Source organism: Bacillus cereus group sp. N21, from assembly GCF_016483395.1.
Lineage (GTDB): Bacteria > Bacillota > Bacilli > Bacillales > Bacillaceae_G > Bacillus_A > Bacillus_A pseudomycoides.
In genome coordinates, this window is record NZ_JAEHBX010000297.1 from 1 (window position 1) to 328 (window position 328).

The window sequence follows — 328 nt, forward strand, 5'->3', positions numbered from 1 at the left end:
GCTAACGTATTCCCTTTCATAAACCTTTGTAATAATACTACATTATGCTTTTGTGAGTATGTATAGATCGTATTTTTTCGCTCTATTTGTTGTACTAATTCACGGATGTCATCTTCTTTTACAAATTTTGTTTTACGATTACGATGCTCCTGTATAGTACAAGCTAACTCTCCTTCTTCTATCCATTTTTCGAGTTGATACATACTGATATGATACGCTTTACTTGCTTGATATAGAGTAATTCCTTCTATCTCAAGTTCTTCTTTTAATTTCTCTACCTCTTCTCTTTTAAATAAAAAACTTCCATCTAAACGCCATGTATCCTTAT

1 pseudogene is annotated in these 328 nt (G+C 31.4%); it reads right to left on the bottom strand.

From position 1 onward, the window contains the following. Positions 1-328 (bottom strand): annotated as a pseudogene (locus JDS96_RS30945) (DNA-binding protein); the annotation flags it as partial.